This window comes from Micromonospora sp. CA-259024 (assembly GCF_050936255.1).
In the GTDB taxonomy this organism is placed as follows: domain Bacteria; phylum Actinomycetota; class Actinomycetes; order Mycobacteriales; family Micromonosporaceae; genus Micromonospora.
On the sequence record NZ_JBNJND010000001.1, the window covers coordinates 3834754 to 3860809 of the forward strand.

The 26056-nt window shown below is 71.3% G+C and carries 22 protein-coding genes and 1 pseudogene; 10 read left to right on the forward strand and 13 right to left on the reverse strand.

The window, feature by feature from the left end; genetic code table 11:
- Positions 1 to 4: 4 nt before the first annotated feature.
- The gene (locus ACQEUX_RS16905; RefSeq protein ID WP_433048209.1) at positions 5 to 682 is read right to left on the reverse strand and encodes a response regulator; all 678 of its coding nucleotides are present in this window, start codon (positions 680 to 682) and stop codon (positions 5 to 7) included.
- On the reverse strand, positions 682 to 2253 hold the full coding sequence (locus ACQEUX_RS16910; protein ID WP_433048212.1) for a sensor histidine kinase: 1572 nt from the start codon (positions 2251 to 2253) through the stop codon (positions 682 to 684). Before ACQEUX_RS16910 ends, ACQEUX_RS16905 begins: the two co-directional genes overlap by 1 nt.
- A 167-nt stretch (positions 2254 to 2420) precedes the next feature.
- On the opposite strand from ACQEUX_RS16910, the gene ACQEUX_RS16915 reads away from it, so the two are divergent.
- Positions 2421 to 3008: a TetR/AcrR family transcriptional regulator gene (locus ACQEUX_RS16915; RefSeq protein WP_433048215.1), complete on the forward strand. Its 588-nt coding sequence runs from the start codon at positions 2421 to 2423 to the stop codon at positions 3006 to 3008.
- 291 nt (positions 3009 to 3299) lie between these two features.
- Positions 3300 to 4142: an alpha/beta fold hydrolase gene (locus ACQEUX_RS16920; protein ID WP_433048218.1), complete on the forward strand. Its 843-nt coding sequence runs from the start codon at positions 3300 to 3302 to the stop codon at positions 4140 to 4142.
- A gap of 106 nt (positions 4143 to 4248) precedes the next feature.
- On the opposite strand, the gene bioD is transcribed toward ACQEUX_RS16920, so the two are convergent.
- On the reverse strand, positions 4249 to 4974 hold the full coding sequence (bioD, locus tag ACQEUX_RS16925) for a dethiobiotin synthase (RefSeq protein WP_433048221.1): 726 nt from the start codon (positions 4972 to 4974) through the stop codon (positions 4249 to 4251).
- A gap of 59 nt (positions 4975 to 5033) precedes the next feature.
- Positions 5034 to 6167 (reverse strand): annotated as a pseudogene (locus ACQEUX_RS16930) (8-amino-7-oxononanoate synthase); the annotation flags it as partial.
- Positions 6168 to 6484: 317 nt separating this feature from the next.
- On the opposite strand from ACQEUX_RS16930, the gene bioB reads away from it, so the two are divergent.
- From bioB to ACQEUX_RS16950, 4 genes are all read left to right on the forward strand, one after another.
- Positions 6485 to 7480: a biotin synthase BioB gene (gene bioB, locus ACQEUX_RS16935; protein ID WP_433048224.1), complete on the forward strand. Its 996-nt coding sequence runs from the start codon at positions 6485 to 6487 to the stop codon at positions 7478 to 7480.
- A gap of 5 nt (positions 7481 to 7485) precedes the next feature.
- Positions 7486 to 7677 carry a hypothetical protein gene (locus ACQEUX_RS16940; protein ID WP_433048227.1) on the forward strand — a complete coding sequence of 64 codons (192 nt, stop codon included), beginning with the start codon at positions 7486 to 7488 and terminating at the stop codon, positions 7675 to 7677.
- A gap of 4 nt (positions 7678 to 7681) precedes the next feature.
- Positions 7682 to 8188: a GNAT family N-acetyltransferase gene (locus tag ACQEUX_RS16945; RefSeq protein WP_433048230.1), complete on the forward strand. Its 507-nt coding sequence runs from the start codon at positions 7682 to 7684 to the stop codon at positions 8186 to 8188.
- A gap of 106 nt (positions 8189 to 8294) precedes the next feature.
- Entirely contained in the window at positions 8295 to 9266 is a 972-nt protein-coding gene (locus ACQEUX_RS16950; RefSeq protein ID WP_433048233.1) for a hypothetical protein, read from the forward strand.
- Positions 9267 to 9317: 51 nt separating this feature from the next.
- Here ACQEUX_RS16950 and ACQEUX_RS16955 read toward each other — a convergent pair whose 3' ends face one another.
- Complete coding sequence (locus tag ACQEUX_RS16955) at positions 9318 to 11906, reverse strand: glycoside hydrolase family 9 protein (RefSeq protein WP_433048236.1); 2589 nt, start codon at positions 11904 to 11906, stop codon at positions 9318 to 9320.
- A 343-nt stretch (positions 11907 to 12249) separates the two neighbouring features.
- Between ACQEUX_RS16955 and ACQEUX_RS16960 the strand changes: the two genes are divergently transcribed.
- Together ACQEUX_RS16960 and ACQEUX_RS16965 are read left to right on the forward strand one after the other, a co-directional pair.
- On the forward strand, positions 12250 to 12975 hold the full coding sequence (locus ACQEUX_RS16960; protein ID WP_433048239.1) for an LPXTG cell wall anchor domain-containing protein: 726 nt from the start codon (positions 12250 to 12252) through the stop codon (positions 12973 to 12975).
- Between the two features lie 333 nt (positions 12976 to 13308).
- A complete protein-coding gene (locus ACQEUX_RS16965) occupies positions 13309 to 14874 on the forward strand; it encodes an aldehyde dehydrogenase family protein (protein ID WP_433048242.1) in 1566 nt (521 codons plus the stop codon).
- A 56-nt stretch (positions 14875 to 14930) separates the two neighbouring features.
- Here the strand turns inward: ACQEUX_RS16965 and ACQEUX_RS16970 are convergent, their stop codons facing one another.
- Both ACQEUX_RS16970 and ACQEUX_RS16975 read right to left on the reverse strand, forming a co-directional pair.
- Entirely contained in the window at positions 14931 to 15992 is a 1062-nt protein-coding gene (locus ACQEUX_RS16970) for a GNAT family N-acetyltransferase (RefSeq protein ID WP_433048245.1), read from the reverse strand.
- A gap of 89 nt (positions 15993 to 16081) precedes the next feature.
- The gene (locus tag ACQEUX_RS16975; protein WP_433048248.1) at positions 16082 to 16783 is read right to left on the reverse strand and encodes an amino acid-binding protein; all 702 of its coding nucleotides are present in this window, start codon (positions 16781 to 16783) and stop codon (positions 16082 to 16084) included.
- A gap of 149 nt (positions 16784 to 16932) precedes the next feature.
- Here ACQEUX_RS16975 and ACQEUX_RS16980 point away from each other — a divergent pair, with 149 nt between their 5' ends.
- Together ACQEUX_RS16980 and ACQEUX_RS16985 are read left to right on the forward strand one after the other, a co-directional pair.
- Positions 16933 to 18012, forward strand: coding sequence for a phosphotransferase family protein (locus tag ACQEUX_RS16980; protein ID WP_433048251.1), 1080 nt, complete (start codon positions 16933 to 16935; stop codon positions 18010 to 18012).
- A complete protein-coding gene (locus ACQEUX_RS16985) occupies positions 18012 to 19223 on the forward strand; it encodes an acyl-CoA dehydrogenase family protein (protein ID WP_433048254.1) in 1212 nt (403 codons plus the stop codon). Before ACQEUX_RS16980 ends, ACQEUX_RS16985 begins: the two co-directional genes overlap by 1 nt.
- 88 nt (positions 19224 to 19311) lie before the next feature.
- Here the strand turns inward: ACQEUX_RS16985 and ACQEUX_RS16990 are convergent, their stop codons facing one another.
- From ACQEUX_RS16990 to ACQEUX_RS17015, 6 genes are all read right to left on the reverse strand, one after another.
- Positions 19312 to 20358: a LacI family DNA-binding transcriptional regulator gene (locus ACQEUX_RS16990; RefSeq protein ID WP_433048257.1), complete on the reverse strand. Its 1047-nt coding sequence runs from the start codon at positions 20356 to 20358 to the stop codon at positions 19312 to 19314.
- A gap of 82 nt (positions 20359 to 20440) precedes the next feature.
- On the reverse strand, positions 20441 to 21862 hold the full coding sequence (locus ACQEUX_RS16995) for a GH1 family beta-glucosidase (protein WP_433048259.1): 1422 nt from the start codon (positions 21860 to 21862) through the stop codon (positions 20441 to 20443).
- On the reverse strand, positions 21859 to 22701 hold the full coding sequence (locus ACQEUX_RS17000) for a carbohydrate ABC transporter permease (RefSeq protein WP_433048262.1): 843 nt from the start codon (positions 22699 to 22701) through the stop codon (positions 21859 to 21861). The genes ACQEUX_RS16995 and ACQEUX_RS17000 overlap by 4 nt, the downstream gene beginning before the upstream one ends.
- Positions 22702 to 22711: 10 nt before the next feature.
- Positions 22712 to 23683 (reverse strand): carbohydrate ABC transporter permease, encoded by a 972-nt coding sequence (locus ACQEUX_RS17005; protein WP_433048265.1) that lies wholly within the window; start codon positions 23681 to 23683, stop codon positions 22712 to 22714.
- 109 nt (positions 23684 to 23792) lie between these two features.
- Positions 23793 to 25082 carry an ABC transporter substrate-binding protein gene (locus ACQEUX_RS17010; RefSeq protein ID WP_433048268.1) on the reverse strand — a complete coding sequence of 430 codons (1290 nt, stop codon included), beginning with the start codon at positions 25080 to 25082 and terminating at the stop codon, positions 23793 to 23795.
- 312 nt (positions 25083 to 25394) lie between these two features.
- On the reverse strand, positions 25395 to 25958 hold the full coding sequence (locus ACQEUX_RS17015) for a plasmid pRiA4b ORF-3 family protein (protein ID WP_433048271.1): 564 nt from the start codon (positions 25956 to 25958) through the stop codon (positions 25395 to 25397).
- Positions 25959 to 26056 lie beyond the last annotated feature (98 nt).

The following is a 26056-nucleotide window of genomic DNA, read 5'->3' on the forward strand; positions in this document are numbered from 1 at the left end:
CCGCTCAGCCGTCGACCAGGCCCGCCTCGTACGCGAGGATCGCCGCCTGCACCCGGTTGCGCACGTCCAGCCGGGTGAAAATGCTGGTCAGGTAGCTCTTCACGGTGCCCTCCACCAGGTGCAGCCGGCGGGCGATCTCGGCGTTGGACAGCCCCGCACCGACCAGGGCCAGCACCTCCCGTTCCCGCTCGGTCAGTCCGGCGGTACGGTCCCGCGCGGCGGGCCGGCGGGCCAGCCGCCCGGCGCCCAGCTCGATCACCCGGCGAGCCACCCGAGGCGACAGGTACGCACCGCCGTCGGCGACGGCGTGCACACCGGCGATCAGTTCACGCGGGTCGCCGGCCTTGAGCAGGAAGCCGCTGGCACCGTGCCCGAGTGCCCGCGCCACGTGGTCGTCCTCGCCGAACGTGGTCAGCATGATCGTCGCGGTGTCCGGCACGACCCGGCGGATCTCGGCGGCGGCCGCCAACCCGTCCAGCCGCGGCATCCGGATGTCCAGCAGCGCGACCCGGGGTCGGTGGGCTCGGACCAGCTCCACCGCCGTGTGCCCGTCGCCGGCCTCGGCAACCACCTCGATGCCGGGATCGCTGGCGAGGATGGCCCGGACACCGGCCCGGATCATCGCCTCGTCGTCGGCCAGAACGACCCGGATCGGCGGTGCCCCCGTCGTGTCGGTGTCCACTAGGCGATCCACTCCTTGCTGACCAGTCGGCCATCGGTGAAGCAGAGCCGCCAGGTCGGCTCCGCGAGAGGGAAATTGCCGTCGGTGTAGTACTCGCAGCCGGCCCGGCCAACCGCCGAGGGGGCTTCCAACTGCCGCCGGGGCAGCCCGGTCAGCTCCGACCGGGCCGTGCCGACGCGCATCCGGTCGAAGGTGGCCCGGTCCAGCACCGTCCCGGCGGTCGCCACCGGGTAGTAGACGAACGAGAGCACCAGGCCGAAACCGACCGGTGCGACGAGCGCCACCAGCAGACTGCGCCGAACCCGCCGCCGGGCGTCGTGCAGCCGCCGCTCGGCATCCACCGGCCGCTCCGCCGGACCGGGTCGCTCGTCGGACCATGACGTCAGCCCGACCTCGGCCGCCGACCCGATCGCCTCCGGCGGCGGCGCGGTGGCCGGCAACACCGCCCGTACCGCGAACCCGCCGTCGGCGCGGTGGCCGGCATCGAGCGTCCCACCGGCGAGGCGGACCCGCTCGGCGAGGGCGAGCAGCCCGCTGCCCTGCGACGGCGGGGCGGGCAGCGGCCCGGCCGGCGGAGCGTCGTTGACGACGGTCACCTCGACCCGGTCACCGTCGCGGGTGAGGCGCACGTCGACCGGGGCGCCCGGCGCGTATCGGGCCGCGTTGGTCAGCGCCTCACGAACGATCCGGTGCGCCGCGTGATCGGTCATCGCCGGTAGCTCCGCGACCGCCGGGGCGGCATCCAGCCGTACCGCCATGCCGGCCTCCCGGGCACCGTCGACCAGGTCGGCGACGGTCTCCCCGCTCGGACGCAGCGACCCGCCCGCCTCCTCGCGGAGCACGCCGATGATCTCGTGCAGTCGCTCGGTGGCGGCGGAGACGCTGGCCCGCAACTCCCCCGCCGCGGCCCGGTGCCGGTCGTCGAGGTCGGCGGCGACCTCCAGGGCGGCGGCGCGCAACGCGATCAGGCTGAGGTCGTGACCGAGCGAGTCGTGCATCTCCCCGGCGATCCGGGCCCGTTCCCGCAGCCGGATCCGCTCGGCGGCACCCCGCTGCTCGCGGGTCAGCGCGTCGACGTGCCGGCGACCGGCGTCGGTCAACTCCTGCTGCTGGCGGCGGTACCGGCCGACCAACCAGGGGAACACGGCGGCGAAGAGCAGCACCGAGGCGAGCAGGAACCAGGTGGCCGCGCCGGCGCCGAGCAGCCCCAGGTTGAGCGCCGTGCCGCCGGCCGTGATCAGCACGAAGACCATGATCGCCGGACCCGCGGTGGCGCTGCGCCGCCCGGCGAGATAGCTGAAGACCGGAATGGCGAAGACGAAGTTGCCATCGACCAACGACCCGAGCACCACCAGCACCAGGGGGACCAACGGCTGACGTCGACTCGCCACCACCGCCACAACGAGCAGCAGCAGCTTGCCGACCAGCAGCAGCAACGTGTATCGCGAATAGGGCGGGCTGGCCTCGGCGTAGCCGACCGGGGCGGCGACCACCGCCCAGAGCAGCACGTCCAGCAGCAGGTGACGCCACCGGTGCAGCCAACCCGGCGGCAAGGAGTCGACGATCCGCACGGCGGCCAGGCTACCCACGCCCGACCTGCGCGGACACCGACGAAAGTCAGGTGTTCAGGCTGCTCTCCCCGGCCCAGACCCGCCGGTCGTCGATCCCGTCTTTGGATTAGCGAGCTAATCTAAACGACACAAGCTCGTACGCCGGACGGCGCGGAAGGAGACGCTCGATGGGCAGATCGTCACGTGCCGACGCGGCGAAGCATCGCGAAGAGGTGGTGGCCGCGACCTCACGACTGTTGCGGGAGCGCGGCGCCGCCGGCATGAGCGTGCAGGACCTCATGGCGGCGGCAGGGCTCACCCACGGCGGGTTCTACAAGCACTTCAGCTCGAAGGAAGAGCTGGTGGGCATCGCCACCGGGACGGCTCACCACGAGATCCAGAGCTTGCTGGACAAGCTCCTCGGGGAGATCCCCGATCGGACGGAAGCCCGCGCCGAGCTCCTCGACCAGTACCTCGCCGCCACGCATCGCGACTCGCCGGGCAACGGGTGCTCCATAACGGCGCTGGCCTCCGACGCCGCCCGAGGGCCGGCCGAAGGCCCCCTGAGGAAGGCGTACGTGGCCGGGCTGGAGACCATTCTCGGCCAGGTTGCCGAGTACCAGGACGCGGAGGCCGAGGAAGCCCGCCGCCGTGCGATCGTCGATCTGACGTCGATGGTCGGGGCGCTCACACTGGCCCGGGCGACGAGTGGCACACCGTTGTCGGACGAGATCCTCGACGTCGTCCGCGACGCCCTCATCGCACAATCGCGGTAGGTCCCACCCCGTTCCCGAGAGAGCCCCGGCCGGCAGGAATCGGCTCGGGGCTCGGGCTCGACCGCGCCCACGCGTGGCGCCCTCCCGATGGCCGCGCCCCCGCTCGCGCTGACACATCGGCGTCCTCGCATCTGAGATTTAGATTACGCGTGCAATCTTACTGCCCGTGTTAGATTACGGTCGTCATCTAATTGAGTGGGTCGCGGCCACCTTTGTCGTCGACCGCCCGGGGAATGCGCCGAGCTGCGGCGAACGCGCACCTCGTCCGGATCAGATCAAACGGGAGAAGTCATGTCATTGCTCACCGCGCCGAACCAGACCATCCAGGCTGGCAACGGGACGACCTACACATACCGGAGATTCGGCAAGGCGGGTGGCACGCCCGTGGTCTTCCTGCAGTGCTTCCGGGGCAACATCGACATCTGGGACCCCGCCCTGGTGGACGACATCGCCGCCGAGCGCGAGGTCATCCTCTTCGACGCCAGCGGTGTCGGCGGATCGACCGGGCAGGTGCCCAACACCGTACGGGAGTTCGCTCGCGACGCGATCGCGTTCATCGACGCACTCGCGCTGACCAGCGTCGACCTGTTCGGCTTCTCGCTGGGCGGCTTCGTCGCACAGAGTGTCGTCCTGCAGCGCCCCTACCTGGTGCGTCGACTCATCCTCGCCGGTACCGGACCGGAGGGTGGACGTGACTTCCACGCCTGGTCCGAAGAGACCCGGGCACACGCCTACCGAGAGGCGCAGGACGCCGAGGACCTGCTCTACCTCTTCTTCTCCCCGTCCGAGGAGAGCCGGGCCAAGGGCATGGAGTACGTCGGCCGTATCTTCACCCGCCAGGAGGACCGCGACGCGCCCGCGACGCTCGCCGTACGGGATGCGCAGGCCGAGGCGATCGCCGACTGGGGCATCCCCAGTGTCGCCAAGTTCGAGCGGTTGGCCGCGATCCAGCAGCCCACCCTGGTGGCGAACGGCAACCACGACGTCATGGTGCCCACCTCGAACTCGTACCTGCTCGCCGGGCACCTGCCGAACGCGGAGCTGATCATCTACCCCGACGCGAACCACGGGTTCCTCTTCCAGTACCCGCACGAGTTCGCTGGTGAGGTCAACCGGTTCCTGTCCGCCGCATGACCACGTCCCCTGCGCTCTGACGTTCGGCCTCCCCGGTTGCGGGCTGACCACGGCCCGCAACCGGGAACGAGCCCGACCTGGGCGGACACCGACCAAGGTCAGGTGTTCAGCCGCTCTCCTCGGCCCACACCCGCCAGTCGTCGAGTACGCCGTGCAGGTCCGGGGTGAGCCAACCCGGCGCGGAACGCCGGAACACGCCCGGATCCATCGCGCCGGCTCCGTCGGGCACCGCGCCGAGCAGGTTCGGCACCAGGTCGGTCACGTTGGTCCAGTGCACCAGCTCCGGTCTTGTCGGCCAGGCGCCGATCACCACGCCGGCCGGCACGGCACGCCGATCGAGTGCCTCCAGGGTCAGCGCGGTGTGGTTGAGCGTGCCCAACCCGGCGCGGGCGACCACCACCGCGGGCGCGCCGAGCGACACCGCCAGGTCAGCCATCGTCCACGGCTCGCCGGACGGACGCAGGCCCATCGGAACCAGCAGCCCACCCGCGCCCTCGATCAACACCAGGTCGTGCTTGTCGGTCTCGTCACGGACGGCGTCCACCGCCGCGTACAACTCCAGCGGCGGCAGGTCGGCGACCCGGGCGGCGGTCAGCGGAGCGAGCGGGTCCGGATAGCTGGCCAGGGTCCGTCCGGTCAGCGGGGCAGCCAGCCGGTTGACCGCGTCCACGTCGCCGGGCTCACCGCCGGCCGTACCCGTCTGCCCCGGTTTCACCACGGCCACCCGCAGCCCGGCGGCCTGCGCGGCGGCCGCGATCGCCGCGGTCACCACGGTCTTGCCGACCTCGGTGTCGGTCCCGGTGACCAACACCGGCCCCTGCCACCCGGTCATGCCGCCACCCCGGCTCGCGACTGCGGGGCTCGCAAACCCGGCTCACTCCTCGCGCTCGTGGGGGCGCACTCCACGATGACGTCCAGGGCCCGCTCGAACGCCGCCCGGGGCACCCCTGCGCTGACCGTGAGCCGCAGGCGGGAGCGGCTGTCCGGGGTGGACGGCGGCCGGAAACAGCCCACCGCGACGCCCCGGTCCAGGCAGTCGGCGGCCCAGGCGGTCGCCGCGTCCGGCCCGGGGGCCGTCACCGAGATCACGGCCGCGTCCGGCGCGGAGACGGCCAGCCCGGCCGCCCGCAGTCGTCCGACCGCCAACCCCACCCGATCGGACAGCTCCGCGCGCAGGTCGTCGCCGACCCGGGCCAGCCGCAGCGCGGCGTGCACGCCGGCGGCGACCGCCGGCGGCAGCGCCGTGTCGAAGATGAACGTCCGCCCGGTCTCGACCAGGTGCCGCACGTACTCGGCCGGGCCGGCGACCACGCCACCCGCACCACCGAGCGCCTTGGACAGGGTGGCGGTGACCACCACGTCCGGCTCGCCGGCCAGCCCGGCGGCGGCCACCCCGCCCGCACCGGCCGGACCGGTCACGCCGAGCGCGTGCGCGTCGTCGACCAGCAGGAGCGCGCCGTGGCGGCGGGCCACCGCGTGCAGCCGGGCCAGCGGGGCGAGGTCACCGTCGACCGAGAAGACCGACTCGGTGACCACCACCGCCGGGCGGCCGGGAGCGGCCTCGAGTGCGGCGGCGACCGCGTTCACGTCGGCGTGCGGGGTGACCACCGTCTCCGCGCCGGAGATGCGGCAGCCGTCGATCAGGGAAGCGTGGTTGTGCGCGTCGGAGACGAGCAGCGTCCGAGGCTGGACGAGTGCCCGCAGCGCGCCGAGATTGGCCAGGTAGCCGGAGGAGAAGACGAGGGCACGGTCGGTGCCCAGCCACTGCGCCAGCTCGTCCTCCAGCGCCTGGTGTGCGTCGGTCGAGCCCCGCACCAGGCGCGACCCGGTCGCCCCCAGCCCGTACGCCGCCAGTGCCGCCGTGGCCGCGGCGGTGACCTCCGGGTGGGTGGCCAGGCCGAGGTAGTCGTTGCCCGCCAGATCCGTCATTCCGTCGCCGGCCGGACGCGGGTGCAGCCGCCGGGTCAGCCCGGCCTTCGCCCGCAACTCCGCGCGGCGGTCGAGCGCCGCCAGCCAGTCCGCCACCGTCACCCCTTCGCCGCTGTCCGCGCCGGTCGCGCCGACACCCGCCGGGCGAAATTACCACCCGCCGCCACCGGCCCGACGCATCCACTCGGTGTGCGGGGGTCGACGGCTGCCAGGCCGTTCCGGCTGATCGGGGGGCCCAAGGCCTGTGCGAGAGCCCCTGGCCGGCCTGCGACGGAGTCCAGACAACGCCGCGTTGGATGTTCGTCTGGATACAACACCGGTATCCAGACGAACATCCGCCTTGCCGGACCGCCGCCTGGACTCCGTCTCGGCTCGACCGGGGGCTCTCGGACAGGCCTAGTAGGGTACGAGCCATGCCAGAGATCCTCGACCAGGCCCGGACCCAGGTCCTGGGTGACGGTGTCGGCCTCGACCAGGCCGGCATCCTCGCCGTGCTGAACCTGCCCGACGAGCACCTGCCCGCCGCCCTGCAGCTCGCTCACGAGGTGCGGATGCGCTGGTGCGGCCCGGAGGTCGAGGTCGAGGGAATCGTCTCGCTCAAGACCGGCGGCTGCCCGGAGGACTGCCACTTCTGCTCCCAGTCCGGCCTGTTCACCTCTCCGGTGCGCTCGGTCTGGCTGGACATCCCGTCGCTGGTCGAGGCGGCGAAGCAGACCGCCAAGACCGGGGCGACCGAGTTCTGCATCGTCGCCGCGGTGCGCGGCCCGGACGCCCGGCTGATGAAGCAGATGCGTGAGGGCGTCGCCGCCATCAAGGCCGAGGTCGACATCCAGGTCGCCGCGTCGCTGGGCATGCTCACCCAGGAGCAGGTGGACGACCTGGTCGACATGGGCGTGCACCGCTACAACCACAACCTGGAGACCTGCCGGTCGTACTTCCCCAACGTGGTCACCACCCACTCCTGGGAGGAGCGCTGGGAGACGCTGCGGATGGTCCGCGACTCCGGCATGGAGGTGTGCTGCGGTGGCATCCTCGGCCTCGGCGAGACCGTCGAGCAGCGCGCCGAGTTCGCCGCGCAGCTCGCCGAGCTGGCCCCGCACGAGGTGCCGCTCAACTTCCTCAACCCGCGCCCGGGCACCCCGCTCGGCGACCGCCCGGTGGTGGAGGGCAAGGACGCGCTGCGGGCCATCGCCGCGTTCCGGCTGGCCATGCCCCGGACCATCCTGCGGTACGCGGGTGGCCGCGAGATCACCCTCGGTGACCTGGGCACGCGCGAGGGTCTGCTCGGCGGCATCAACGCGGTGATCGTCGGCAACTACCTCACCACACTGGGCCGGCCGGCGACCGCCGACCTGGACCTGCTGGAAGAGCTGAAGATGCCGGTCAAGGCCCTCTCCGCCACGCTGTGACGACCATGACGACGACGGAGCTGTGGTGCGACCGGTGTGGTGAGTCGGCGACGGCCACCCCCCACCCGGCCTGCGCCTCGGCCCGCCAGTTGGAGCCGCCCCGGTTCTGCCCCCGGTGCCGCCGCCGGATGAAGGTGCAGGTACTGCCGGTCGGCTGGTCGGCGGTCTGCGTCGAGCACGGCGAGATCCGGGGCTGAGCCGGTGCTGCGCGGGCGGGCGGTGACCCTGCGACCGGCGATGGTCGCGGACGTGCCGGTCCTCGCGGCGATCCGCGCCGACCCGGAGGTACGCCGGTGGTGGCGGGGCGGCGACGACCTGACCGATGCCGTCCGCGCCGACCTGGCCGACGACGACCTGCACGTGTACGCGATCGAGCACGACGGCCGGGTGGTCGGTGCGATCCAGTGGTACGCCGAGCCGGACCCGGACTACCGGCACGCCAGCCTGGACGTCTTCCTCGACCCGGCGGTGCGCGGTGCCGGCCTCGGCGGTGACGCGATCCGCACCATGGCCCGGCACCTGATCGACGAGTACGGTCACCACCGCTTCACCATCGACCCGGCCGCGGCGAACAGCGCCGCCATCCGGGCGTACGCCAAGGTGGGCTTCCGGCCGGTCGGGGTGCTGCGCCGCTACGAGCGCGGCGCGGACGGGCGCTGGCACGACGGCCTCCTGATGGACCTGCTCGCTGAGGACCTCGCCGGCTGACGCCGCCGTGCCCACTCGTAGATCTTGGGCATTTGATGTCCCCGGAAAACGGAAAGTGTCCAAGATCTGGTCGCGCTTCGCCGGCGCTGCGGCAAGAGTCCCAGGAATGCTTCCCGCCGACGACGCCGACGCGCTCGACTGGCTCGCCTTCGAGCAGGCGGGCGTGCTCACCACCGCGCAGGCCACCCAGTTGTTGAGCCAGGGCACTGTGCGCGGTCGGATCCACTCCGGACGCTGGCGGTCGATCTGTCGAGGAATTCTGCTGACCGGTAATGGCCGGCTCACCCGGGACCAGCAACTGTGGGTCGCGGTGCTGGCCGCCGGGACGGGCGCGGTGCTGGCCGGTGTCACCGCCGCGACCGAGGCCGGGGTACGCGGACTGCGGCGCGAGCCGCTGCACGTGCTGGTGCCGGCCGCCCGTCGCGCGGCGCGCACCTCGCTGCGTCGACTGCCGATCGACATGCCCGCCGTCGTGGTGCACCGTACGTCGGTCCTCCCGGCGGACCATCTTCAGCTTGGCCGCCCGGCGCGTACCACGACGGCGCGTGCCCTGGTGGACGCGGCGGGCTGGGCGGGCGGCGTGGACGAGGCGCAGGCGGCGCTGGCCGCGGGGTGTCAGCAACGCCGGGTGCTGCCCGAGGAGTTGGACGCCGTGCTCGACGTCCTGCCCCGGGCTCCCCGTCGGCGGCTGATCCGGCAAACCGTCGGTGACATCGCGGGTGGTGCGCAGGCTCTCTCCGAGATCGACTTCCTGCGGCTGTGTCGTCGCCATCGGCTGCCCGCCCCTGACCTGCAGGAACATCGGGTGGACGCGGCGGGCCGGACCCGCTGGTTGGACGCGTACTGGCGGGAGTGGCGGCTGCAGGTGGAGATCGACGGTGCGCACCACATGGATGCTCGGCAGTGGGCCGCCGACTTGCGGAGGCAGAACGATGTCTGGACCAGCGGCGACCGGATTCTGCGCTTCCCCGCCTGGCTGATCCGTGCCCGCCCCGACGAGGTCGCCGAGACCGTCCGCCGCGCCCTCGTCGCGGCCGGCTGGGTCCCGTCGCCGCCCCGTTCTCGTCAGCCAAGGTAGATCTTGGACAGTTGACGTTCCCCCAGAACGTCAACTGTCCAAGATCTCGGCTCAGGCGAGGGTGCAGGGGGAGTTGTTGAGGGTGAAGGCGGTTGGCTTCGGGTTGGTGCCGGTGTGGGTGCCGTTGAAGCCGAAGCTCACCGACGCCCCCGGCGCGAGCGTGCCGTTGTAGGAGGGGTTCGTCGCGGTGACCGCCGCTCCGGTCTGGCTGACCGTCGCCGACCAGCCCTGACCGACGGTCTGCCCACCGGGCAAGCTGAACCGCAACGTCCAGCCGTTGATCGCGGTGGTGCCGGTGTTGGTGATCGACACCGTGGCGGTGAAGCCGGTGCTCCAGTCGTTGGTGGCGTACCCCACGGTGCAGGTGCCACCGACCGGTGGGGGCGCGGTGGTCATCGCGACCGGCGCGGACGCCGCGGAGGTGTTGCCGGCCGCGTCCACGGCCACCACGGAGAACTGGTACGCCGTCGAAGCGGTCAGCCCGGTCACCGCCAGTGTGGTGCCGGTCGGTGAGCCGACGAGTGGGTCGGTCGCGCCAGCCTCGCGGTAGACGCGGTACCCGGTGACACCGACGTTGTCGGTGGACGCCGCCCAGGTCAGGGTGAGCCCGGTGGCGGTGACGGCAGACGCGACCGGGGTGCCGGGTGTGCTCGGCGCGGTGGTGTCCGGTACGACCGGTCCCGGCTCGTCACCCCAGACGCGGGTGGTACCGGAGTAGAGCGGGACCTTCCGGTTCGGCCCGGCGGTGGCCTGGTAGGACGGGTCGTTGGTCGGGTCCCAGGTGCCGCCCTCCGGCACGCCGATCTTGAACTGGACCTCCATCCGGTGCTGCGACTGCCCGGCGGGGGCGATGGTGTGGCCGGTGCAGTCCACCTCGACGTACCAGATGTCGCCGCTGAACTGCCGGGCGGTGGTCGGGGACGGGCAGCCCTGGGTGTAGCCGGCGGTGACCTGCACCGGGCCGGTGCCGTCGGGCCGGAAGTAGTACCGGAACCGGCCGTCGGTCAACGCGCGGGCCGGGAACGCCGACTTGTTGTAGATGATCGCCTTGAGCCCGGTGGCCCGGGGCTCGGCCTGCATCACCGTGGTCTCCACGGTCAACTCGTCGATGTCCGGCGTCTCGGCGACCGGGAAGCCGGCGAGCGGGGTGCCGCCGTACTCGGAGACCAGCCGGACCAGCGCGGACGTGAAGCCGGCGTTGTAGTCGGTGGCGACCTCGTTCATCACGTAGTCCGAACGGCTGTCGGTGTACGCGTCGTTGGCCGCGGACGGGCCACCGACCAGCGCCCCGTAGAGGGTGTGCCGGGTCTCGACGGGCACGGTCTGGCTGTCCCACCAGGAGCCGTGCGCGGTGCGGTGGTGCGGGTTGCGCGGTGCGTTGGCGCCGAAACCGATGACGTAGCTGGAGCTGCGCGGGTTGTCGCCGAGCGCGTAGTTGATCTGACGGACGGCGAAGTCGTGGTAGCGCGCCTTGCGGGTGGCGTCGGTGGTCTTGTCGCTGTAGACCAGCGCGGCGAACGAGGTGTTGGCGGCGTAGCGCAGGGCGCCCCAGGCGTCGAGCACGGCCATCCCACCCGGCGAGTACGGCACCCGCTGCCCGTTCACCCCGACGGTCCAGTAGTCCAGCCAACGGTTGGCGTCGTCGACGTACTTCTGCTTGCCGGTCAGGTTGGCCAGCAGCACGTACGCCCCGAACTGCTTGTTGTCCCAGGCGATGGTCCACTTGTAGGAGCGGGTGGTGGTCTGGTTCTCGGTGCCGAGCTTGTCGTACTCGCTCTCCGCCTTGGCCAGGTAGCTGGCCTCGCCGGTGGCCCGGTGCAGCCAGATCGCGGCCCAGACCAGCTCGTCCTGCCAGCCGCTCCACGAGCGGTAGAAGCTCGTCGCGTCAGTGATGCACTCGTGGTAGGACTTCCGCACCGTGTCGGCGAAGGTGTAGAGCTGCCGGGCGTGCTCGAGCAGCCGGTCGGCGTAGGCCGCGTCGGTGGGCCGGAACACCATCGAGGAGGCGGCCATCGCCGCCGCCGTCTCCCCCGCCAGGTCCGCGCCGCCACAGCTCGCATCGATCTTGTACGCGGGCCGCGCCATCGCCATCACCTCGGCAGGGCCCCACCACTTGTGGTCGTCGTCGCCCTTGCCGACCTGTCCGTAGAGGACGTTGGCCGACGGGTGCGCCTTGATGAAGTAGTCGTTGACGTAGCGCAGGTTGTTGAGCAGGTGCGGCAGTTGCCCGGACGCGCTGTAACCGCTGCGGTACTCCACCGCGCCCCAGGCGAGCATCGTGGCGCTGAACGCCATCGGGAAGCCGAACTTGACGTGGTCGCCGGCGTCGTACCAGCCGCCGGTGAGGTCCAGCCCGACGTCCGATCCGTCGGTGAGCGCGCTGTCGCCGCGCCAGGAGACCCGGTTCCAGTCGGGCAGCCGGCCGGACTGCTGCGCCTCGTAGAAGAGCAGCGACTTCTGCAACGCCTCCGCGTAGTTGAAGGCCGGCGCGGCGGACGCGGGCCGGGACGGCGGCGCGGCCACCGCCAGGGCGAGCCCGGCGAACAGGGCGACGCCGGCGGCCAGCAGCCGGCGTGGCCAGGGCTGGTCGGTGGCCGGTGGCCGGAAGCGGCCGGGGACCGGCCGGGTGGGGTGGCGCATGGCGGTCTCCTGTCGGAGGTGCCGCCAGCGGTCGCACCGGCGCGGGACGGCGTCGGACGGCACGGCCACTGGCGGCGGGGGTGGCGGTGTGTGCCATGGAAGCGCTCCCATGGATGACTGCCAATGTAATGTGCGCACCGCCGGTTGGGAAGCCCGCGCGCCTCGCAGCGCCACAGCGCCCGTACGCGTTACGGCGACACGCGCATGATCACACCGAAAGTCGGCCCGGAACCAACTTCTTGTCCGGCACGTCGTCCCAGCTCAAGCCGATTGACCGATGTCGCCGACCGGTCCCGTGCATGGGATCATGGGCCGCCCCCTCGATCAATCCGAAGGAATCCTCATGCCCCAGCGTCGGCGCCTCGCACGTGCGGCCGTCTGCACGGCCGCCGCCACGGCCAGTCTCGCCATCGCCTCCCCGGCCGCCTGGGCACTGGGCAGCGTCCCACTCAACCCGGCCCACGTCGGCGCGACAGCCGGAAACTTCCAGCAGGAGTGCAAGGACCCCCGGTTCGCGGCCCTGCCCTCCGGGCAGGACGGCTGGCACTTCGTCCTGCCCACCAACCGGGCCGGCGACTTCCAGAGCCTGACCCTCACCTACCGGAACACGGCGGGCACCTCCGTGACGGTGAAGGTGCCGGACCCCACGGACCCGTACACCGACCTTCTCGCTGCCAACGGCGGCGGGGACAAGCAGGTCAAGCACGCCTACCTCTTCACCCCGGCGGGGTGGACGTTGATCGGCGGCACCGCCACGGTCAGCGGCGAGGGCGACAAGTTCAACCTGAGCCACACCTGTGCGGGCACCGGGTCAAGCCAGTCGCCGACCCCCACCCCGACCACCGGCTCGCCGACGCCGTCGGGTTCCTCATCGCCGTCGGAGTCGACCGCCCCGGCAGGGTCCTCCACCCCGTCCTCCGGTGGCGCGGGCGGCGGCGAGGATGACGGCAGCCTGCCGGTCACCGGCGCGGCTGCCACCAGCATCGCGTTGGGCGGTCTCGCCCTGATCGGCGGCGGCGCCCTGCTGATGATGCGGCGCCGCCGGGACCGGATCACCTTCACCAGCTGATCACCGCACGCCTCGACCGGCCGCCGGACACTGTCCGGCGGCCGGTCGCGTTACCCGGCGCTCGGTCCACTTCGACCACCCGTACGCACTGACGGGCAGCCCGATCGGCGCCGCCCGGAGCTAGGTCACATCATCGATGATCGACGATACGGTTGCCGACATGCCCCCTGCTGGGACGGTGTGCCTCCCTCTGGATCGCCGGCCCGTACGAGCATCACAACGTCCAGCCATACAAACGTACTGTTGCTGACCCACTACCCGGCGCGAGACAGTACCGATCACCAGCGGTGCCATCGACGCCGCCGCTCCCCGGTCAACCCTGAGGAGAACGCGATGGCACTACGACTCGCCGAGGGCACCGCCTGGTCCGAGGTCCTCGCCCGCGCGGTGGCCGCCACCCCCGAGGCGTTCGGCGCCGAGGTCGACGGCGTCACCACCCTGCACAACCTGGTCGAGGGCGACTGGCGGGCGGGCGGTCAACCCGCCCCGGTCCGCACCCCGGTGGACAACACCGTCGTCATCAACCTGCCCCGACTCGACGCCGACGCCGCCCGCGCCGCGGTCGCGCACGCCGCCGCCGCGCACCGGGCCTGGGCCCAGACCCCGCTCGCCGAGCGCAAGGCCCGGGTCGGCGAGGCACTGGACGCGCTCACCGCCCACCGCGACCTACTCGCGCTGCTGCTGGTCTGGGAGATCGGCAAGCCGTGGCGGCTGGCCTGCGCCGACGTGGACCGGGCGCTGGACGGCGTCCGCTGGTACGCGGGTGAGATCGACCGGATGCTCGCCGACGGCCGCGAACCGCTGCCCGGCCCGGTCAGCAACATCGCGTCGTGGAACTACCCGATGAGCGTCCTGGTGCACGCCGAGTTGGTGCAGTTGCTCGCCGGCAACGCGGTGATCGCCAAGACGCCGTCCCAGGGCGGCGCGGTCTGCCTCACCGTCGCGCACGCGCTGATGCGCCGGGCCGGGCTGCCCGCGACCCTCGTCTCCGGCGGCGGCGAGGAGTTGTCCGAAGTGCTCGTCCGGGCACCGGAGATCGGTGCGGTGGCGTTCGTCGGCGGGCGCTCCAACGGGGGCAAGGTGGCCGCCGCGCTGCTCGACAGCGACAAGCGACACTTCATCGAGCAGGAGGGCCTCAACGCCTGGGGCATCTGGAACTTCTCCCAGTGGGACCTGCTCGCCACGCACCTCAAGAAGGGCTTCGAGTACGGCAAGCAGCGTTGCACCGCGTACCCCCGGTTCGTGGTGCAACGCGACCTGGTCGACGAGTTCCTCGACATGTACCTGCCGGTCGTGCGCTCGGTCCGCTTCGGCCACCCGCTCGCCGTCGGCGACGACTGGGCCACCGGCGACCCGCTGCCGGAGCTGGACTTCGGGCCGCTGATCAGCGCCGCCAAGGCCGACGAGCTGCACCGCAAGGTCGACGAGGCGGTTCGCGGTGGCGCGGTGCCCCTGCACCGGGGCAAGCTGACCGGCGCGCCGTTCCTGCCCGGGCAGGACACCTCGGCGTACGTGGCACCGTCGGTGCTGCTCGCCCCACCCGGCCGGTCCCGGCTGATGCACGCCGAGCCGTTCGGACCGGTCGACACGATCGTGGTGGTGGACACCACCGACGAGTTGCTCGCCGCGATGAACGCCTCCAATGGCGCACTGGTGGCGTCGCTGGCCTGCGACGACACCGACGAGGCCGGCAAGCTCGCGGTGGACCTGCAGGCGTTCAAGGTGGGCATCAACAAGCCGCGCTCGCGGGGTGACCGGGACGAGCCCTTCGGCGGGCGGGGCGCCTCCTGGAAGGGCGCGTTCGTCGGCGGCGACCTGCTGGTGCAGGCGGTCACCGTGGGCGGCGACAGCCGCCTCTACGGCAACTTCCCCGACTACAGCAGCTACCCCACCACCTGACGGCGGTGCGAGGAGGGGCCCCTTGTTGACGCCTGGTGCACGGCAAGGGGCCCCTCCTATGCACCAGGCGTCGAGAAGGTGCCCTTCCGTTGCCCTGCGGCCGGGACGGTGAGGGTCAGCAGCGCGCCGTCGCGCTCAGCGGAGCTGGGCCGGTCCAGCCGTCGCAGGGTACGCAGCATCGGGGTGTTCTCGGCCTGGACGTGCAGCACCAGCGCCGCGTACCCGGCTCGATCGGCATGCCGGGCCAGCCGGCGCAGCAGCGCCGAGCCGAGCCCCCGCCGCTGCCAGTCGTCACGCACCAGCAGCGCCACCTCGGCCTCGTCACCCTCGCCGAGCAGGTTCGCCATGGCGACCACCGACTCCGCACCGCCGTCGTCGATGGCCGTGGCGATGAGGGTCAGCCCCCGGCTGGGCTCGAGCAGCCGACGCAGTCGGGCCGGCTGCGGCAACACCGCCCCGCCCAGGTAGCGCCGCTGCCGGCTGCGCGGCGAGCACGCCTCGTGCAGCTCCAGCACGCCCGACAGGTCGTCCGCGCAGGCCGGCCGGACGGCCAGCTCGGCGCCGTCGGGCAGCACCAGAGTGACCTGTTCGGCGGCCCGGCGCGCCACGGTGGCGGCCAACTCGACCAGGGCCTGAGCCCGGGCGTACTCCGCCGGGGTGAAGGCGGGCGCGGCTCGACGCAGCGCGAACGAACCGCCTGCCGGGTCGGCCAGCAGCATGCTGGTGTCGGTGATCCCCCGCTCGACGCCGGTCGACGCGGGTCGCCAGCTGACCGAGTCGGCGCCGAGCAGGGTCCGCAGCGCCTCGCCCGTCGCGTCCGGGTCACGCACCAGCCGGTTGGCCAGCCCGAGCACCCGGGTGGGCTGGTCGGCCAGGCCGCGCGCCTCACTGCGCGCCACCCAGCAGTCCCGGCCCCGACCCCGCTCGACGGCGGCGATCAGCTCGGCCTCGTCGAGCGCGTCCGGCGCGTCGACCAGGAAGTCGTCCACCGCACCCTGCTCGGTGGGCTGCACCTGCACGGTGAGGATGTTGACCCCGCGCAGCGCGAGGCTCGCCGTGAGCACCGACAGGTAACCCGGCCGGTCGTCCACGGTGGCTCGAATCCGCCACAACGTCATGGTTGGCTCCCTTCCCCGGTAAGAGCCTCACCCCCGCCTGTTGCCGCCCGGTTGCTCAGCGGTGTCGGCCCGGGAACTCCTCGGGCTGCTCAGGGGCCGGCGACCACCGGGGGCGCGCCGACCAGGTCCAGCCGGTCACCGAGGATCACCGCGCTGGCCCGGACGAGCTGGGTGAGCCGGTCCACCTCGGTGCTGTGGAACGCGGCGGCGGAGAGGGTCTCGCTGTGCTCGCGGGCACCCACCAGCACCAGGCCCGCCCGGCCGAACGGCGCGATCGCGTGGTGGGTGCCGTCGGGAGTGGTCGTCGACCGGCCGCGCAGCGGGGTCACCTCCGGCAGCCGCAGGGGTACGGGGGCACGCCAGCTCGCATGCCCCACGGTCGCCCCGCCACCGCCGGTCCGTGAGGCCCAGTCGACCGGCACCACGGCGGCGACGGCCCAGTCGGCGGCCAGCAGCCCGGGCACCGCGTCGACCAGGGTGGCCAGCCCGTCGGCGGGGTTGGCCGCGACCTGGGCCAGCAGCTCCGCGTCCTGGCCGGTGGTGGTGGGCGCGCCGATCGCCCGCCACACGCCGTCCACCCGCACGCCCGGTATCGCCGCGAGGCCAGCCAGCAACCGCTCCACCCGTGCCGCGCCCGGCCAGACCACCGTGAAGTCGTCCACCGCGCGCCCGCCGAGCCGTTCGAGGACCACCACCTGGACGATGTCCGCCCCGGAGACGCCCAACGTGCGGGCGACCTGGCCGAGGGTGCCCGGACGGTCCGGCAGGGTGACCCGAACTCGCAGCAACATGTCTGTCCCTCCGCTCGGCGGGCCGGCGTAGAGCGGCCGGCAGGCTGGACCCAGCCTGGTCGTTGACCATTTCGTCCCTGTTGCAGAGGCATGTCCCGAGGGGAAAATCTGACCTTGACAACGTGAGCGAGCTGCCATCAACTAGTCGGATGAGTGACCCGGCCGTCGATGCACTGCGGCCGGAGGCCGTCCCAGCCTCCCCCGCCGGGCTGGCCCTGGACCGGCTCGCCGACTATCTGGCCCGGCACCGACCCGGTCTCGCCGTCGGGCCGCTGCGGGCCGACGTGATCGCGGGCGGCAAATCCAACCTCACCTACCTGCTGCACCTCGGCGACCGCGAGGTCGTGCTGCGCCGCCCCCCGCTGGGGCACGTGCTGGCGACCGCGCACGACATGGCCCGAGAGTTCCGGGTCATCTCGGCGTTGGCGTCGACCGAGGTGCCCGTGCCGGGCGCGCTGCTGCTCTGTACCGACCCGGAGGTGATCGGCGCGCCATTCTACCTCATGGAGCGGATGCCCGGCGAGGTGTTCCGCACCCGCGCACAGACCGACCCGCTGGGCGACGAGCGACGCCGGGCCCTCGCGATGGCGATGATGGACACGCTCGCCGCGCTGCACCGCGTCGAGCCGTCCACGGTCGGGCTGAGCGACTTCGGTCGCCCCGAGGGCTACCTGGCCCGGCAGGTGCGCCGCTGGGGCGGGCAGCTCGACCGCTCGCGCAGCCGCCCGCTGCCCGGTATCGACGAGCTGCGTGACCTGCTCGCGGCGACCGCCCCGGAGGGCGCGAACGCCGGCCGGATCGTGCACGGCGACTACCGGTTGGACAATCTCCTCGCCTCGGCCGAGCCGGTGGTCGTGCACGCGGTGCTCGACTGGGAGATGGCCACCCTCGGCGACCCGCTCGCCGATCTGGGGCTGCTGCTGACGTACTGGGATGTGCTGGGTGGCAGCGACACCGCCGAGGGCAACCCGGTCGCGGACGGGCTCGGCCCGCGCGCCGGCTTCCCCACCGGTGCCGAGCTGATCGACCGGTACGCCGGGCGCAGTGACGTGGACGTCGGGCCGCTGCACTGGCACGTGGCGCTCGGCTGCTTCAAGCTCGCGGTCATCTGCGAGGGCATCCACTACCGCCACACGCTCGGGCAGACGCTCGGCGAGGGCTTCGACCGGATCGGCGAGATGGTGGCACCGCTGGTCGCGCACGGGCTGACCGCCGCCAGGGAGCGGTGATGGACTTCTCGTACGACGCCCGGACCGAGGAGCTGCGCGACGAGCTGACCCGGTTCCTGACCGAGCACGTCTACCCGGCCGAGGCCGTGCACGCCGAACAGGCGGCCGCCGGTGACCCGTGGTCGCGTACCCCGGTGCTGGCCGAGCTGAAGGCGGAGGCCCGCAAGCGCGGCCTGTGGAACCTCTTCCTGCCCGATCCGCGCTACGGCGCCGGCCTGACCAACCTCCAGTACGCTCCGCTCGCCGAGCTGACCGGGCGCAGCCCGCACCTGGCGCCGGAGGCGCTCAACTGTGCGGCACCGGACACCGGCAACATGGAGCTGCTGGCCGAGTTCGGCTCGAACGCGCAGCGAGAGCGGTGGCTCATGCCGCTGCTGGAGGGCGAGATCCGCTCTGCCTTCTGCATGACCGAGCCGGACGTCGCGTCCTCCGACGCCACCAACATCGCCACCCGGATCACCCGGGACGGCGACGAGTACGTGATCAACGGGCGCAAGTGGTGGTCGTCGGGTGCGATGGACCCGCGCTGCGAGATCTTCATCGTGATGGGCAAGACCGACCCCTCCGCCGACCGGCACCGGCAGCAGAGCATGGTGCTCGTCCCCCGGGACACCCCCGGTGTGACCGTACGCCGGGGCATGACCGTCTTCGGCTACACCGACGGTACGCACGGTGGGCATGCCGAGATCGACTTCACCGACGTCCGGGTGCCGGCGGAGAATCTGATCGGCGCCGAGGGCACCGGCTTCGCCATCGCCCAGGCCCGGCTCGGCCCCGGCCGGATCCATCACTGCATGCGGCTGATCGGGATGGCCGAGCGGGCGTTGGAGCTGCTCTGCCGCCGGGCCAACGAGCGGATCGCGTTCGGCCGGCCGCTGGCCGAGCAGGGCGTGGTCCGGGAGTGGATCGCCGAGTCGCGGGTGCGCATCGAGCAGGCCCGGCTGCTGGTGCTCAAGACGGCCTGGTTGATGGACACCGTCGGCAACAAGGGCGCGCACACCGAGATCCAGGCCATCAAGATCGGCACCCCGGCGATGGCGGAGTGGGTGATCGACAAGGCCATCCAGGGGTACGGCGGCGCTGGCGTCAGTCAGGACACCCCACTGGCTGCCCTCTGGGCACAGACCCGCACCCTGCGCCTCGCCGACGGCCCCGACGAGGTCCACCGCAACTCCCTCGCCAAGCGCGAACTCCGCCGCTGGACCCCGTAACCCCGCTGGTTGATCATGAAGTTGTTGCCCCCACACCGGTGTGTCAGGGCAATAACTTCATGATCAACGGAAAAGCCCTCGGGGAGGGTCAGGCGGAGGCGCGGTAGATCAGTTGGGTGTCCAGAACGATGTGGGAGGCGGGGAGGTCCTCACCGCGGATGCGGGCGACCAGCAGGCGGGCCATCTGCCGACCCATCTCCTCCACCGGCTGGAAGACCGTGGTCAGCGGCGGGTCCGCCTGTCGGGCGATCGTCGCGTCGTCGAAGCCGATCACCGCCACGTCCTCGGGCACGCGCCGGCCGGCCTCGCGCAGGGTACGCAGCGCGCCGAACGCCATAAGGTCGGACGCCACGAAGACCGCGTCCAGGTCCGGGCAGGCGTCCAGTAGCCGGCGCATGCCGGCCACGCCGCTGCTCTCGCTGAAGTCGCCGTACGCGATCAGGTCGGGGTTGACGCCGGCCCCGGTGGCCTTGACCGCCTCGGTGTAGCCGGCCAACCGGGCCAGGCCGGCACCCATGTCCTGCGGCCCGGCGATGGTGGCGATGCGTCGCCGCCCCTGCCTCGTCAGGTACTCCACCGCCTGCCGGGCCCCGCCAACGTTGTCCACGTCGACAAACCAGGCCGGCTGCGCACCGGGTTGCAGCATCCGGGCGGGCCGGCCGCCGAGCACGGCGGGCAGGCCGCGCTCCTCCAGCAGCGTCGGCAGTGGGTCGGAGTCGTGCAACGACAGCAGCAGTACGCCGTCGACGTGCTGGTTGGTCAGGTGGTGCTCGACCCGCTCCCGCTCCACCGGCGACTGGGCCATGGCCAGCCAGAGCTGCATCGGCGTCTCCAGCAGAGCGGAGCTGATCCCCCGTACGATGCTGGCGAAGAACGGCTCGGTGAAGACCCGCTCGCCGGATTCGGACACCACCAGCGCGACGGAGTCGGTCCGCTGGGTGACGAGCGCACGGGCGGCCCGGTTCGGGACGTACCCCAGCTCGGCGATGGCCTGCTGGACCGCGGCCCGGGCCTCCGGGCTGACCTGGGGCGAGCCGTTGACCACGCGGGAGACCGTGCCCCGGCCGACGCCGGCACGAGCCGCGACCGCATCGAGGGTCGGGCGCCCGAGCGACCGGGTGCGCTGCGTTGTCATCGTCTGCTCCTCCGACGGCGGGCGGACCCGGCGCCACCTGCGAGAGGTGGACGCTCGGGCCGTCCTGATGGCTGGCCCGAGCCTATTGTGCGGCCAGACCGTTGCGCCGGATCACCGAGGCGTACCACTTGGCGCTGGACTTGGGGATACGGACCTGGCTGTCGTAGTCGACGTGGATCATGCCGAACCGCTTGGTGTAACCCCAGGCCCATTCGAAATTATCCATCAGCGACCAGGCGAAGTATCCCCGCAGGGGCACCCCGGCGTTGATCGCCTCGTGCGCGGCCCTCAGATGGGCGTCGAAGTAGGCCAACCGGTCGACGTCGTCGACCTGCCCGTCGACCACCGTGTCGACGAAGGCGGAGCCGTTCTCGGTGACGTACAGGGGCAGATCGGTGTAGTCGTGCACCCGGAGCAGCGTCTCGACCAGGCCCGGGGCGTCGATCTCCCAGCCCATGTCGGTGACCGGGACACCCCGGGTGACGAACCGGACGTCCCCGCTGCCCGGCCAGCAGGTGGGGGCTGACGCCGCCTCCGCGCCGCCGGTCGGGGCCGCGACCACGTGCCGGCTGTAGTAGTTGACCCCGACCATGTCCAGCGGCGTGGAGATGGTCGCCAGATCACCGTCGTGCACGTGGTCGAAGTCGGTCACCGCGCTGAGGTCGGCCACCAGATCCTCCGGGTACGACCCGCGCAGCAGCGGGTCGAGGAAGAACCGGTTGGCCAACCCGTCGATCCGCCGGGCGGCGTCCACGTCGGCGGAGGCGTCGCTGGCCGGGTCGACCGGGTAGAGGTTGACCGTCACCCCCACCTCGGCGGTCGGCCGGGCGGCCCGCAGCGCCTGCACGGACAGGCCGTGACCGAGCATCAGGTGATGCCCGGCGCGGACCGCGTCCGCCCCGTTGGTGCGGCCGGGCGCGTGCACACCGGAGCCGTAGCCGAGGAACGCCGAGCACCACGGCTCGTTCAACGTGGTCCAGTAGCGCACCCGGTCGCCGAGCGCGTCGGCGACCAGCGTGGTGTAGTCGGCGAAGCGGGCCGCGGTGTCCCGGGCCGGCCAGCCGCCGGCGTCCTCCAGGGGCTGCGGCAGGTCCCAGTGGTAGAGGGTCAGCCACGGCTCGATGCCGTTGGCCAGCAACTCGTCGACCAGCCGCTGGTAGAAGTCCAGGCCCTTCGGGTTGGCCGCGCCGGTGCCGCCAGGCTGCACCCGGGGCCAGGAGACCGAGAAACGGTACGACTTCAGGCCCAGCTCCGCCATCAGCGCGACGTCGTCGCCGAGCCGGTGGTAGTGGTCGCACGCCACGTCGCCGGTGTGCCCGGCGACGACCCGGCCATCGGTGTGGCTGAAGGTGTCCCAGATCGACGGGGTGCGGCCGTCCACGGCCGCCGCCCCCTCGATCTGGTAGGCCGCGGTCGCGGCCCCCCACAGGAACCCGGGTGGGAAGGTCAGCCCGGGGCGCTCGTCGAGGACGCTGACGGCGGGTGGGCTGGCGGGGTTGCTCACGACTTGACGGCACCTTCCATGATCCCGCCGATGATCTGGCGGCCAAACAGGAGAAAGACGAGCACCAGGGGGATGGTGCCGATCGCCGTGGCGGCGAACACCTGGGAGTAGTCGGTGTAGTAGGCGTACGAGAGGAAGGAGAGCGAGACCTGCAGGGTCGGGTTCTCCGGGGAGAGGATGGCGTACGGCCAGAGGAACGAGTTCCAGGTCTCCATGAAGGTCAGCAGACCGAGGACGCCGGCGGCGGGGCGCAGCGCGGGCAGCACGATGCTCCAGTAGATCCGGAACGTGCTCGCCCCGTCGACCCGCCCGGCCTCGATCAGCTCGTCGGAGATCGCCTGGCTGGCGTACTGCCGCATCATGAACACGCCGAAGGCGCTGACCAGGAACGGCACGGTGACCGCGTAGAGGGTGTCGTACCACCCGAGGTCCTGCATCATGCCCCAGAGCGGGATGAGGCCCATCTGGGTCGGGATCATCATGGTGACGATGATCGCCAGCAGGAGGGCGTTGCTGCCCCGGAACTTCAGCTTGGCGAAGGCGAACCCGGCCAGCGAACCGGTGAGCACCACCGACAGGGTGACCACCGAGGAGACGATGATCGAGTTCATCATGCCGGTGAGGAAGTTGGCGGCGTCGTTGTCGAGCACCCGCCCGAAGTTGTCACCGAACGCTCCGCCGGGGGTCAGCGGCGGCGGCACGTCGTTGATGGAGTCCAGGCTGCGAGTGCCGATCACCATCATGTAGTAGAACGGGTAGATCGACAGCAGCGCCGCAAACACGAGTGCCAGGTACGTCAGTGGGCTGGTGCGCCACAGGCGCTGGGAAGCCGAGATCATCGATCTCTCCTCACTTCGCCGAGCGGCGGACGAGTAGGAAGTTGAACAGCGACACCACGACAATGATCATGAAGATCGCCCAGGCGACCGCAGCTCCGTAGCCTGCGGTGTTCAGGTTCTGGATGCCCATCTCGTACATGTACATGGCCAGCGTCTGGAACTGCCGCTGGTTGCCGCCGAGGATGTTGCCGTTGGCGAAGAGCAGGGGCTCGGTGAAGAGCTGCATGCCACCGATCGTGGACAGGATGACCACGAAGATGAAGGTGGGCTTGAGCATGGGCAGGGTGATCTGCCAGAACTGCCGCCACTGGCTGGCGCCGTCGATCGCCGCCGCCTCGTAGAGGTCCTTCGGGATCGCCTGCATCCCGGCGAGCAGGATCAGGGTGTTGTACCCGGTCCACCGCCAGTTGACCATGGAGGAGATGGCCATCCAGGAGCTCCACCGCTGCCCGTCCCAGTCGACCGCGTCGACACCGACGAAGCTGAGCAGCCAGTTGAAAAGCCCGAACTCCCGCTGGAAGAGCATCCCGAAGACGATCGCGACCGCGGCCACCGAGACCACGTTCGGCATGAAGATGGCCATCCGGAAGAAGGTCTTCGCGCGCAGGAAGGTCCGGTTGAGCAGGTTCGCCAGGAAGAGGGCGAGCAACAGCTGCGGGATGGTCGACAGGGCGAAGATGCCGAACGTGTTGACCAGCGCGTTCCAGAAGTACTCGTCGGAGAACAGCCGGGTGTAGTTGTCGAAGCCGATGAACGAGTGCTCGCCGATCATGTCCCAGTCGTGCAGCGACATCCAGGCGGTACGCACCATCGGGTACAACCCGAACGCGCCGAAGATCAGGAAGAACGGGGCGATGTAGAGGTACGGCGAGTACTTGACATCGAGGCGGTTGAGTAACCTTCCCCGGCTGCGTCGGGAAGAGACGTCGGGAGAAGGCGGTGCTGCTGGCGACGGCGGTGCCGTCGTGGCCGACAGGCTCATGCGAATTTCCTTTTCCGGCGAGGCCCGGGGGCCCTCGCGCAGGGCGCTACGCGGAGGGGACCGGCCGGTGGCGTCCGGGAAGCCCCGAACGCCACCGGCAGGGAATCACTCAGAAGGCACCCTGAGTCTTGGCGTCCTTCGTGAACTGCTCCCAGGCCTTCGCCTTGTCGGCCTGCCCGCTCTCGAACGCCCGCAGGGCCGGCTCGAGTGCGTTCTCCTTGATCGCCTGGTGCTTCGGGCCCAGGTGGGTCGGCTGGATCTTGGCGACGCTCTCCCCGAAGATCTTGCCGGTCGGCGCGTTGCTGAAGTACTCGTTGGTGTAGCTGATGAACGCGTCGTTCTTCAGCGCCTCCAGGTTCGTGGGCAGCGGGCCCTTGAGCTTGAAGGCCTCGACCTGGCTCTTCGCGTTGGTCAGGTACTCGGCGAGCTTCGCCGCCTCCTTCGGGTACTTGCTCTGCGCCGGAACCGCGAGCCACGAGCCGCCCCAGTTACCGCCGCCGCCCGGCACGGACGCGACATCCCACTTGCCCTTGTTGGCCGGACCGGAGTTGTCCGACACGATGCCGAGCATCCAGGACGGGCAGAAGGTGGCCGCGAAGGTGCCCTGCTTGAAACCACCCGACCACTCCGGCGACCAGGTCTGCGCCTTGGCGGAGATGTCCGCCATCGACGTGGCGGTCTCCCAGGCGTTCTTCACCGCGGGGCTGGTGTCCGCGATGATGTTGTCTTCCTTGTCGTAGAACAGGTCACCGTTGCCCTGGAACATCACGCCGTTGGAGACGGCGGTGATCGAGTCGATGAACGCCTTGCCGCCGCTGCCCTGCTTGTACTTCAGACCGGCGTCGTGGAAGCCCTTCCAGTCCGGCCAGAGCGCCGACACCTGGTCGCGCTCGGTGGGCAGACCGGCAGCCTGGAACAGGTCCTTGCGGTAGCAGACGGCGAGGCTGCCGACGTCGGTCGGGAGGCCGATCAGCCGACCGTCCGGCGCCTTGCCCAGCTCCCACTTCCAGGGCAGGTACTCCTTGGAGTGGTCGGCGACCAGCGGCGCGAGGTCGGCCCAGTTGCGCGCGTTGGGCTTGAACTCGTTGAGGATGCCCTCTTCCAGGGCGGTGACGTCCGCCGCGCCCTTGCCGGTGGCCAGGTAGCGGACCAGCTTCGGCCGGTACTCGGCGAGCTGCGCGGTCTTGCGCAGCTCGACCTTGATGCCGGTGTCCTTCTCGTACTGCTTGACGAGCTCGTCGTAGCCCATCTCGCCGAAGGTGTCGACGACCAGCTTGGCCGGCTTCTCGCCGGCCGCCGGCTTGTCGTCGTCGTTGCCGCAGGCCGCGAGACCGCCGATTGCGGTGATCGCGGCCAGGGCAGCGGCCGCCAGGCGGGTACGCCGCGTGGTGACACTCATTCGCTGACCCCTCTTTCCGGTGGTGAGGCTGGGTGGGTGTGGTGGGGGTGCTCATCGCGCCAGGCCGGGGGATGCGTGAGTGACCCATGCCACCTCCGGGAGCGCTCCCATGAGATTGCCGCCGGGTAACGGGGGTGTCAATAGGGCGATGGGAGCGTTCCCAGATCGTTACCGCCAGCACCCTCTCCCAAAACCCCACCCCCGCTCCCACTCCCCCATCTCCGGGTTGATCAAGAGATTTCGGTCAGGAATCGCGTCTCTGCTGACGCAAAACTCTTGATCAACCCGAGCAGGGGTGGGGTGGGATGGGGGTTAGGCGAAGCGGCGGAGGAGGGTGGTGGTGCGGTCGGGGTCGAAGTGGGACGGGTCGAAGGTGGGACCTGCCCAGTCGCGCAGCATCGCGTGCTGCGGGTCGGCGTGGCCGGCAGGGTCGCCCTGATCCGCCAACGCGACCAGTAGCGTCTGGTAGCCCGGCGGCCCACCGACACCCTCCGGCGGGCAGGCCCGCTCGCCGTCCAGGCAGACCGGGTACCGCTCGTCGGGGTCGGCGGTCAGCGCGTCCTCCACGACCAGGTCGTGCTCCCACCAGTCGCCGAAGTCGTACGTGTAATAGAACCGGCTGCCCTTGCCGAGAACCGCGTCCAGTCGCACGTCCAACTCGTCGTGCAGCGCCAACTCCCCATCCGGGTCGGGCTCGCCGTACTGCACGGCGTCGATCTCAAAAGAGTGCAGGTGGCAGTCCCGCCACCCCATCGCGTGCTGCACCACCCGGTGCAGGCGGTCCAGCGTGTACCCAGCCGGCACGAGCACCCGTCGCCACACCGGCGGGCGGACGCCGGCGAGGGACATCTTCAACTGGAAGATCTGACGCGGCATGCTGTCCTGTCCTCCCGCGGCTTAGGCTGCGAGCATGATCTGCCGAGCGTGCCGGGCCCGGCGACACGACGACTGCCCGGGCCGGAACTGGTGTGACT

Bases quoted from the DNA above. Each gene is read 5' to 3' on its own strand.
- ACQEUX_RS16915 (WP_433048215.1), top strand. From the start codon at position 2,421: ATGGGCAGATCGTCACGTGCCGACGCGGCGAAGCATCGCGAAGAGGTG.
- ACQEUX_RS16920 (WP_433048218.1), top strand. From the start codon at position 3,300: ATGTCATTGCTCACCGCGCCGAACCAGACCATCCAGGCTGGCAACGGG.
- bioD (WP_433048221.1), bottom strand. From the start codon at position 4,974: ATGACCGGGTGGCAGGGGCCGGTGTTGGTCACCGGGACCGACACCGAG.
- bioB (WP_433048224.1), top strand. From the start codon at position 6,485: ATGCCAGAGATCCTCGACCAGGCCCGGACCCAGGTCCTGGGTGACGGT.
- ACQEUX_RS16940 (WP_433048227.1), top strand. From the start codon at position 7,486: ATGACGACGACGGAGCTGTGGTGCGACCGGTGTGGTGAGTCGGCGACG.
- ACQEUX_RS16950 (WP_433048233.1), top strand. From the start codon at position 8,295: ATGCTTCCCGCCGACGACGCCGACGCGCTCGACTGGCTCGCCTTCGAG.
- ACQEUX_RS16955 (WP_433048236.1), bottom strand. From the start codon at position 11,906: ATGCGCCACCCCACCCGGCCGGTCCCCGGCCGCTTCCGGCCACCGGCC.
- ACQEUX_RS16960 (WP_433048239.1), top strand. From the start codon at position 12,250: ATGCCCCAGCGTCGGCGCCTCGCACGTGCGGCCGTCTGCACGGCCGCC.
- ACQEUX_RS16965 (WP_433048242.1), top strand. From the start codon at position 13,309: ATGGCACTACGACTCGCCGAGGGCACCGCCTGGTCCGAGGTCCTCGCC.
- ACQEUX_RS16970 (WP_433048245.1), bottom strand. From the start codon at position 15,992: ATGACGTTGTGGCGGATTCGAGCCACCGTGGACGACCGGCCGGGTTAC.
- ACQEUX_RS16975 (WP_433048248.1), bottom strand. From the start codon at position 16,783: ATGTTGCTGCGAGTTCGGGTCACCCTGCCGGACCGTCCGGGCACCCTC.
- ACQEUX_RS16980 (WP_433048251.1), top strand. From the start codon at position 16,933: ATGAGTGACCCGGCCGTCGATGCACTGCGGCCGGAGGCCGTCCCAGCC.
- ACQEUX_RS16985 (WP_433048254.1), top strand. From the start codon at position 18,012: ATGGACTTCTCGTACGACGCCCGGACCGAGGAGCTGCGCGACGAGCTG.
- ACQEUX_RS16990 (WP_433048257.1), bottom strand. From the start codon at position 20,358: ATGACAACGCAGCGCACCCGGTCGCTCGGGCGCCCGACCCTCGATGCG.
- ACQEUX_RS17000 (WP_433048262.1), bottom strand. From the start codon at position 22,701: ATGATCTCGGCTTCCCAGCGCCTGTGGCGCACCAGCCCACTGACGTAC.
- ACQEUX_RS17005 (WP_433048265.1), bottom strand. From the start codon at position 23,683: ATGAGCCTGTCGGCCACGACGGCACCGCCGTCGCCAGCAGCACCGCCT.
- ACQEUX_RS17010 (WP_433048268.1), bottom strand. From the start codon at position 25,082: ATGAGTGTCACCACGCGGCGTACCCGCCTGGCGGCCGCTGCCCTGGCC.
- ACQEUX_RS17015 (WP_433048271.1), bottom strand. From the start codon at position 25,958: ATGCCGCGTCAGATCTTCCAGTTGAAGATGTCCCTCGCCGGCGTCCGC.